The following is an 8,216-nucleotide window of genomic DNA, read 5'->3' on the forward strand; positions in this document are numbered from 1 at the left end:
CGCCGCGCTGGCGGTGAAGAGGGCGGGCGAGGGCGCTAGACGCGCTCTGAAAGGTGGTCGTAGACGTCGACCTGAACCGTTGGCGCTCGGGATCCCTCCGGTCCGCCTTCAGGGGCAGTTCCTCGCGGCCCACAATCCCTGATGTTCGGCTGCCCTTGAAAAGGTCCGCGTCCGGACTTCGGAAGGCCCCGGCCAGGCTGTTGGCGAAGATGCGGATGGTCACCGTGGCGCCGCCCTTGCCTACAATCTTCGCTTTGAAGCTGTTCGCGAGGCGGCCCTTGGGGGCGCCTGGCCGATGCAGCGGCCTAAGGGGGCCTCCCACATTCAGCGGCTATTACCGATCGGCGCACAAGGATCTGGACGCGTAAATTCTGGGATAGGGTTGTCTCGAAGCGCGCGCTTCAAGCCTCAGTTGATTGCGCGCCCCGCTTTGAGCAAGTCCCCCTAAGGCGACCAAATACCGCAGGCTGAGTAAACGCGAGCGGTAACCAGAATCCCGCGAGACTAGCCGCATGTTCAGTCGCGTAAAATCTCCGCTCCGGGCGGGTTCGTTGGCAGGTGGTCTTGCGGCGGGCCTCCTCATCTTTACCGCAGCCGCCAGCGTCATCGGCGCCATCGCGGTCTTTGGGGTATATCGAGGCCAATCCGAGCAGCAGCGTATCGACGACCTGTCGTCCTACGCCAGAGAACGCGCGAAGTTCCAGCAGGCGCTGTTTCAGGATCTCGCCTATCGCCACGAGGCGGCGACGCGGGCCCTGGCCGATCGCCTGGCGTCCAAGGATGGCGCGTTCACGGCGGGTGAGTTCGACACCTTCTTCCCCCGTCGAGCGGACGGAACACGCCGGGCGAGCGTCGGTCTGACGAGCGGGCGGCTCACGCGAGGTCGGACCCAAGGGATCACCGGCTTCATGGCCGGAAGTGAACCGAACGCGCAAGATAAGGCATTGCTCCTGGCGGCGACCGACGTCGTCGCCGCCGTCGGCGGGGCCCAGCGCACGCGGTTCGACAATTTCTACTTCTTCACGCCGCAGAACCAGCTGGTGCTCTTCGCGCCGGACCAGCCCGCCAAGCTCGACTTCTATAGCCGCGTCGCGCCGCCGAGCCTGAATGTGGCCAAGACCGAGATGATGCGGATCACCCTGGAGGCCAACAACCCCAAGCACGAGATGCGTTGCACGCGCCTCATTCGCCTCCTCAGCGACCCCACCGGCAAGACCCTGACGACCGGATGCATGTCGCCGGTCTACGTGAACGGACGCTACGTCGGCGCCTGGGGCACCACCCTGCCTGTCACTTCGTATCTGCTGTCCGCGGTGCAGGATAGTTCAGGTGATCGCCTCGACATCATCACCGACGCCAAAGGCGCCCTGATCGCCTATCCCGGCTTCAAGCGTCCGGGCGAAGTGACGCCTGAGCGGCTGGCCCAATATCAGAGCCTGTTCGGGTTGGAGGGCCTGCTTAAGGGGATCACGGGCACGGGGCGCGGCGCCGGGGTGACATTGACGCCGAACGGGCGGTATCTGGTCGCCTATGGGCGCATCGGCGGCCCCGACTGGTATTTCCTCACATTGCTGCCCCTAGCCAAACTCAACGCGATCGCGCTGCGCTCGTCGCTGCCGCTTCTGATCGGCGGTCTTGTGCTTGGGATCATCCAGGCCGGACTGATCCTGTGGTGGATCACCAGGGTGGTGGCGCACCCCCTTGCTCAGCTTGCGACCGAGGCCGAACGTGGCGGAGAGGATGGCCGAGCCGACGCCAGCCCCGCGCTGGGGGCGCGAAGTGACGAAATCGGGCTGCTCGCCCGTGCGCTCTCGTCTGAACGGCGCAAGTATCGCGAGCTCCTGACAGAGCTCGAGGACCGGGTCGACACCCGGACGGCTGAACTCCAGCGGGCGACGGCGGCTAAGTCCGACTTCCTGGCCACCATGAGCCATGAATTGAGGACGCCGCTGAACGGTGTCATCGCGCTGGCGGACTTGCTCGCGAAGCGGCCGCTGCCCGATGAGGACATCGAGGCCGTTCGCATCATTGGATCCTCCGGCCAGCTGCTGGAGAAGGTCCTGGGCGACGTCCTCGACTTCTCCAAGATCGAGGCGGGCCAGCTGGAAGTCGTCGCCGAGCCATTTGACCTGAGGAATGCGATCCGCTCCGTCGCCACGCTGCACCGCGCCAGCGCGGACACCAAGGGCCTAGCGCTTGAGTGGTCGGTCGCCGACGCTGTGCCCCCAGCTATTGTGGGCGACAGCGTGCGCTACGGCCAGGTGCTCTCCAACCTCTTGAGCAACGCCGTCAAGTTCACCGGGCATGGCAAGATCCTATTGGATGTCCGTGTGACGGACGGCCGGTTGGTCACCTCTGTCACCGACACTGGGATCGGTTTCACCGCAGAGGTCGGCCAGCGCCTCTTCAACAGGTTCGAGCAGGCCGATTCCTCCATCAGCCGCAGGTTCGGCGGGACCGGGCTCGGCCTGGCGATCAGCGCGGCGCTGGCGCAGATGATGGACGGCGAGTTGAGCGCCCGCTCGACACCGGGCATGGGTTCGGTCTTCACGCTGGACCTTCCCCTAATAGAAGGCGTGCTTAATCGCACGGCGGAGCGTGAGACCGTTGCTGCGCTCGGCCGCATGAAGGTCCTGCTGGCTGAAGATCATCCGACAAACCAGAAGGTGGTCAGCCTCATTCTTGCCGACCTCGATGTCGATCTGGAGATAGCCCACGATGGGGCCCAGGCGGTCGACCTTGCTGACTGCAAGGACTTCGACGTCATCCTGATGGATGTCCACATGCCTGTGATGGATGGCTTGTCGGCCACTAGGATAATCCGAGAGCGGGAGGCTGCTACTGGCCGACACACTCCGATTGTCGCCTTGACCGCCGACGCGCTGCCAGAGCACGTCGCGGCGGCTCTTGCGGCCGGTGTCGATCGGCACCTGCCCAAACCGATCCGGCCCGAGTTGCTGATTGCGGCCATGGCTGACGTGCTCGACGCCTGAACCCAACCGGCCGGGGAGAGTTCTGTCTGCTCTTGCGCGGCGATGCGGTGAACCTAGGGTGTCGTCGCAATGGCCATGCCAACTGTATAGCCGATCCCCAAGGAGGGGTGTTCGGGGAAAGTCGCGTGCACCACGGCCGTCGCAACCCTACACAGCGGGGCGCTCATGGATGAACTTGAGAAGCGACTGGCGGCCGCCGAGCTACTGCTGTTCGAGGTGGCGCCCTGGCTGGGCGAGGGCATCTTCACGACCCCGCGAGGGCGATCCGGCCCGGGATACTGGGCGACTAGTCCGAAGGGGAGCGCAAGATCCGGATGTATGCGCTGCAGCTGCTGACGGACGGCAGGCGGAGGTTTGAGCCGGGCGCGTTGGGCGGCTGGGTTAGGGGGCATCATGAGGCGCCGCAGCGATCGCCAGGTCGTCCAGACCCTAGCCGGCCTTTGCGTCGTCCTGGCCCTGATGTGCGCCTGGCTGGCATGGCAAGCCACCCGAGCCCATCGGGTGGCTGCCTGTTATCGGGAGGTTATGGCGACGATGGAGGCGCTGCCGGAGGGGGATTGCGAGCGGCTGTAGGGCAGCCGCCCGGCTAGAACTCCTCCCAGCCATCGTCCACGCGGGGCGCAACAAAGCCGCCGCCGACGACCGCCTGCGCCCTGGCAGGCTTCGGCCTTTGGATGGTGTGCCGCGAGACCTCCGGCGCCATGGGCTTGGCGCTACGGCCCGTCAGCCTGAACTGGCTCATCAGCCGAACGAGCTCGCCCGTCTTGTCCGCCAAGGCCTGGCTGGCTGCGGTGGACTCTTCGACCATGGCTGCGTTCTGCTGGGTCACCTGATCCATCTGGTTGATGGCGGCATTGACCTGGGCGAGGCCGCCGGCCTGCTCCTGGGCGGACGCCGCAATGCCCTCGACCGTGTGGGTGATCTTCTCGATCTGCGACACGATCCGGCCGAGCGCCGCGCCTGTCTGGCCGACCAGGTCGACACCGGCGCTAACTTGGTCGCCGGACGCTGTGATCAGGCCCTTGATCTCCTTCGCGGCCTCGGCGGAGCGCTGGGCCAGGGCCCGCACTTCGGAGGCGACCACGGCGAAGCCCTTGCCGGCGTCGCCGGCCCTGGCCGCTTCAACCCCCGCATTGAGCGCCAGCAGGTTGGTCTGGAAGGCGATCTCGTCGATCACGCCGATGATCTGGCTGATCTGAGTGGACGAGGCCCGGATCTCATCCATGGCGGAGACGGCGCGGCTGACCACTTCTTCCGACTTGTGGGCTTCCTGACGGGCCGCGCTCACCGAGGCGTGGGCGTGGGATGCGCCGTCAGCTGTGGCGCGGACCGTCGCGGTGATCTGATCGAGGGCCGCTGCGGTTTCCTCCAGGCTGGCCGCCTGCTGCTCCGTGCGCCGTGACAGGTCGGCGGCCGCGGTGCTGATCTCGCCGCCGCCCGCGCTGATGCTATCGGTGTTATCGAGGATCACCCGCATGGCGTGCTCGAGCTTGTCCATCGCATCGTTGTAGTTGGCGCGGAGCTGCTCGTACTCGGCCGCAAAGGCGGCGGTGAGCCGGAAGGTCAGGTCGCCGGAGGCGAGCTGCTCCAACCCGGTCCCAAGGCCCTGGACAACCTCAGACAGACGGCGGGCGGCCTCGGCGCGCTCGGCCTCCGTCCGGCCGCGCTGGTCTTCCGCGGCCCGGCGCTGGGTTTCGGTCTCGGCTTCAAGCCGCTCGCGCTCCAGGGCGTTCTCCTTGAACACCAGGACAGCCCGAGCCATCTCGCCGGTTTCGTCCTGGCGATCCTGTCCGGGGATCTCGGCGGCGGTGTCGCCCTCCGCCAGCCGACGCATGGCGTCGGTCATGACGCGGAGCGGGCGGGAGACGCCGTTGAACACTGTGTTGATGGCGAAGGCGACGGCGCCCAGAGCGGCCAGGCCGATCACCGCCATGACGGTCAGGGCGAGCTCGAAGTCGGTGATGGCGGCTCTGCCCTGTTGTTCCGCGACGGAGATCTGCAGATCGATGAGCGCGCCGACCTTGCTGCTTACCGGCTCGATCGCCGGGTACATCCGCTGGTCGGTGAAGGCGGCCAGGGCGGTTGCATCTTGCGCCTTGAGGATCTGGACGAGGTTCGCGACCTCGATGTCGGCGATGGCCATGGCCTGGCTGACGCCGGCCGCCTGGGCCTTCTCATCGTCGGTCATGTACGTCTTCGCGTACTCGTCCCACTTCTCATGAAGGACTTTGCGCGCCCCCTCGACGTGTCCCAGGGCATCCTCCCAGCCCATCTGGCCGGTGCGCGCCTTCCAGGCGGTATCGACGATGTCGACCGCATAGGCGTCGGAAACATGAGTGAGCTGGTCCATGGGCAGGACCCGATCGTCGACGATGGTGGTGATGGTGTGGTGGGCCGTTGAGAGCGCAAGCCAGCCACAGAGGCTGGTGGCGAGCAGCATGGCGCCCAGCCCGGCCACCGCGGCGACCAGCTTGCTCTTGATGGATTTCATGGGTGTGGGACCCCGGGGTTACAGAACGCTTCCGATCTTCCCGCGACACTTCACCCAAAGTCCTGCCCGCCTCTTAACGTGGGGAGTTAACGCGCTGACAGTTGCTCAGATCGGGTTAAGTCGTTCCCCGCATTGGGTTTTGCGGCCGCATAACCCTTCGGTGGGGGCGCTTCATCTGCGGTGCGGACCCTATGCCTCGACCCGGGCGACCCGATAGGCCTCAGCCGGTGGTTTCTCTGCCAGAGGAAGGGCGCCTAAGTCTCAGCGAAGCGGGCGAGGAGGGCGCTGAAGTTGGTCGGAAGGCGGTATTCGTTGCACATGGGCGGCCTTGCGCCACCAGCGGTGTGGCGTCCAGCGCCGCGCGAAGAGCTCATTTCCGGCGAATGCGCTCCACCTGAAATGCGCTGAGACAGAACGCCGCGTAGCGATGTTATGCCGATCTTGGCAACTGAGTCTTAGGCGGCTTCACCGCCGCCCTTTGGCCGGTGCGGAGGCTCATGGGTGTCGCCCGCAGTTAGCGATCCCCGCCTCGATTGACCTGCCTGGAGTATGACGTGGGCTAATGGAAAAGCGCCTGCTCACGCTGGAGCTGATCCTTGCCGAGGTTCGCCCTGCGCCACGCTTGCTCACCTGCGCCTGATCCACGCCATCGCCTTGAGGCGTGTTCGCCACAGCCTTCCTCGCTCTGCTTGCGAGCGCCTTGATACCAGTCTGTCCTCCTGGGCTATGAAGAGCAGAACATGAAGCCGTCCATTCCCGCGGGCCCGCGTGGGCCGCCGGCGACGCGTCCGGGCGAGGTCCTGTGTGAGAAGGTGCTCTCCTGCCTCGAAAGCCAGGGCGTGCCCCGGCCTGCGATCGCCACCGCCTTGGGGGGCTGCCCGACCGCGCTAGTGATGGGACAACGTCTTGTCTGCAAAGCCGACCATCGCAGCCATGAGTGGGTCGTAGCGGGTGCAACATGAACGGCGCAAAGCTGGGTGATCGCTTGCGCAGGGCTGGCGGCGAAGAGGGCGGGCGAGGGTCAGACGCGCTCTGAAAAGCGATCGTAGGCGTCGACCCGCTTGGTCCGTAGTTCGACTTCACGCTGGTAGATCTCCGACTTTAGGAAAGTCAGTTCGGCGTCCTTCTGATCCTCCGCGACGTCGATATGCCAGCACTTGGGGCCAAGGCTGAGGTCGGCATTCCAGCGATAGCCGCGAGCTTTCAGGACATCCTTCAACTCGAAAGGGGAGTTCTCCGCCCAGATGCGCCAGGTGGCTTGGCGCGCCGCATTCAAGAGCTGAGCAAACCCGCTCCCGGCGCCAGATGCGAGCGGGCGGCGCAAAACCTCAACGCCGGCTAGGCAGTCGTCAGCTGCGCGATGCGCATCGTAAAACAAGCCCAGCGCAGTGGCGATATGGCTCAGCCGCAGCCCCTGGATATCTTCACGCGCCCAGTCCACTTGGCTCATGGAACAGGCCCACGCCTTTGTCGTGAACGTCTCGCAGAGCCGCTCTAAGAACCGGCGATCGAAGGCTGCGTTGTGCGCGACGACAAGCGCGCAAGGCGCCACAAAGTTAGCGACCTCGTTTGCATCGATCGAGCGACCCGCGACCATGGCGTCATCGATGCCGGTCAGCTGTGTGATCTCTTCCGGGATGGGTTGGCTGGGCTCGCGCAGGCCCTGATAGGGATGGCCAACCGCGAGGATCTCGCCGTCTAGGCTGTAGGTGAAGGGGACCATCGCAAGTTCAATGATCTCATCCTTGATCGGATCGAGACCCGTGGTTTCGACATCGACATAGAGGCCGCGCCGCAAGGACCTCGTGGGTGCTTCAAGCTCGACGAAGTTTGGCTTGATTCGGCGCAGGACGCGGTACTGACCGCTCGCCTCAAGGCGCTGAGCCTGCGCTTCTAGGTCATCGTCCGTAAGCGGAACTTCTCTGCCCATCAGCGTTGAACCAGGGCCTTGAGCTCGTCCAAGGTCAGCCAGGGGCGCTTTGCGTGGACCATGCGGTGGCAGTTTGCGCAGAGGATCGCAAGATCGCTGAGCTTCGTGCGTGAGCCTGGTGTCAGGGTCTCCAGGGGTTTGAGGTGATGCACCTCGATGTAACCCTCACCGCGCGGACCATAGGCTCGTCCGAAATCAAAATCACAGGCTTCGCAAGCTAGTCGACCATGCTGGGCGAGGGCTTGGGCCTTCCGTTTGCGAGCAAGGCTGGAGTCGCGTTCGCGGTAGTGATGCAGGCGACTGAGGAGCGCGCCTTCCGCGGCCTCGGCTTCCAGGTCCGGATCGACAGAAATTGCGGGTGCGCTTTCGGTCTCCAAGCCTGCGCGGATGGCCGAGGCGGTGGCGGCTAGACGCGTTCGGTCGCCCGCGAACTCATCCCAGATTTGCTCATCGGCCTTCGAGCCATGTGCAAGACCCTTCTGACCAAGCGACGTGTAGGCGTGATCGAAGCGTCGGAAGTTCGTGAGCTTCATCGAGACGCCGGTTGGGTTCCGCAGCGTCTCTTGATCCCCAAAGTCTGTGTGGCGCCACAGGCGGTTTAAGAGGGCTGATAGCTCGATCACCTGCGGGTTCTTGTCGTCGGGCGACTGGACGCGGAAATAGAGATCGAGCGCCAGGATTAGCTCGTCGCGCGTCCAGCCAGGGTTGCGCCGGGCCGTTCGGGGTGACGTGACCCCCTGAAACTCCTCCAGGAATAATTAGAGTCCGCCCGACCAGAGGACGGACGAATGAAGCGATCAAG

4 protein-coding genes are annotated in these 8,216 nt (G+C 65.0%); 1 reads left to right on the forward strand and 3 read right to left on the reverse strand.

Going from position 1 to position 8,216, the window contains the following annotated elements; genetic code table 11:
• Positions 1-512 precede the first annotated feature (512 nt).
• Entirely contained in the window at positions 513-2,993 is a 2,481-nt protein-coding gene (locus tag ACFQ27_RS00780) for an ATP-binding protein (protein ID WP_377352024.1), read from the forward strand.
• 586 nt (positions 2,994-3,579) lie between these two features.
• Here ACFQ27_RS00780 and ACFQ27_RS00785 read toward each other — a convergent pair.
• The 3 genes from ACFQ27_RS00785 to ACFQ27_RS00795 all read right to left on the reverse strand — a co-directional run bounded on the left by ACFQ27_RS00785 (position 3,580) and on the right by ACFQ27_RS00795 (position 7,947).
• Positions 3,580-5,484, reverse strand: coding sequence for a HAMP domain-containing methyl-accepting chemotaxis protein (locus tag ACFQ27_RS00785; RefSeq protein WP_377352025.1), 1,905 nt, complete (start codon positions 5,482-5,484; stop codon positions 3,580-3,582).
• A gap of 1,021 nt (positions 5,485-6,505) precedes the next feature.
• Complete coding sequence (locus tag ACFQ27_RS00790; protein ID WP_377352026.1) at positions 6,506-7,414, reverse strand: 3'-5' exonuclease; 909 nt, start codon at positions 7,412-7,414, stop codon at positions 6,506-6,508.
• Complete coding sequence (locus tag ACFQ27_RS00795; RefSeq protein WP_377352027.1) at positions 7,414-7,947, reverse strand: HNH endonuclease; 534 nt, start codon at positions 7,945-7,947, stop codon at positions 7,414-7,416. The genes ACFQ27_RS00790 and ACFQ27_RS00795 overlap by 1 nt, the downstream gene beginning before the upstream one ends.
• Positions 7,948-8,216 lie beyond the last annotated feature (269 nt).

The organism is Phenylobacterium conjunctum, from assembly GCF_042679085.1.
GTDB lineage: Bacteria > Pseudomonadota > Alphaproteobacteria > Caulobacterales > Caulobacteraceae > Phenylobacterium > Phenylobacterium conjunctum.

Excerpts from the sequence above, each read along its gene's own strand:
- ACFQ27_RS00780 (WP_377352024.1), top strand. The coding sequence starts at position 513 with ATGTTCAGTCGCGTAAAATCTCCGCTCCGGGCGGGTTCGTTGGCAGGT.
- ACFQ27_RS00785 (WP_377352025.1), bottom strand. The coding sequence starts at position 5,484 with ATGAAATCCATCAAGAGCAAGCTGGTCGCCGCGGTGGCCGGGCTGGGC.
- ACFQ27_RS00790 (WP_377352026.1), bottom strand. The coding sequence starts at position 7,414 with ATGGGCAGAGAAGTTCCGCTTACGGACGATGACCTAGAAGCGCAGGCT.
- ACFQ27_RS00795 (WP_377352027.1), bottom strand. The coding sequence starts at position 7,947 with ATGAAGCTCACGAACTTCCGACGCTTCGATCACGCCTACACGTCGCTT.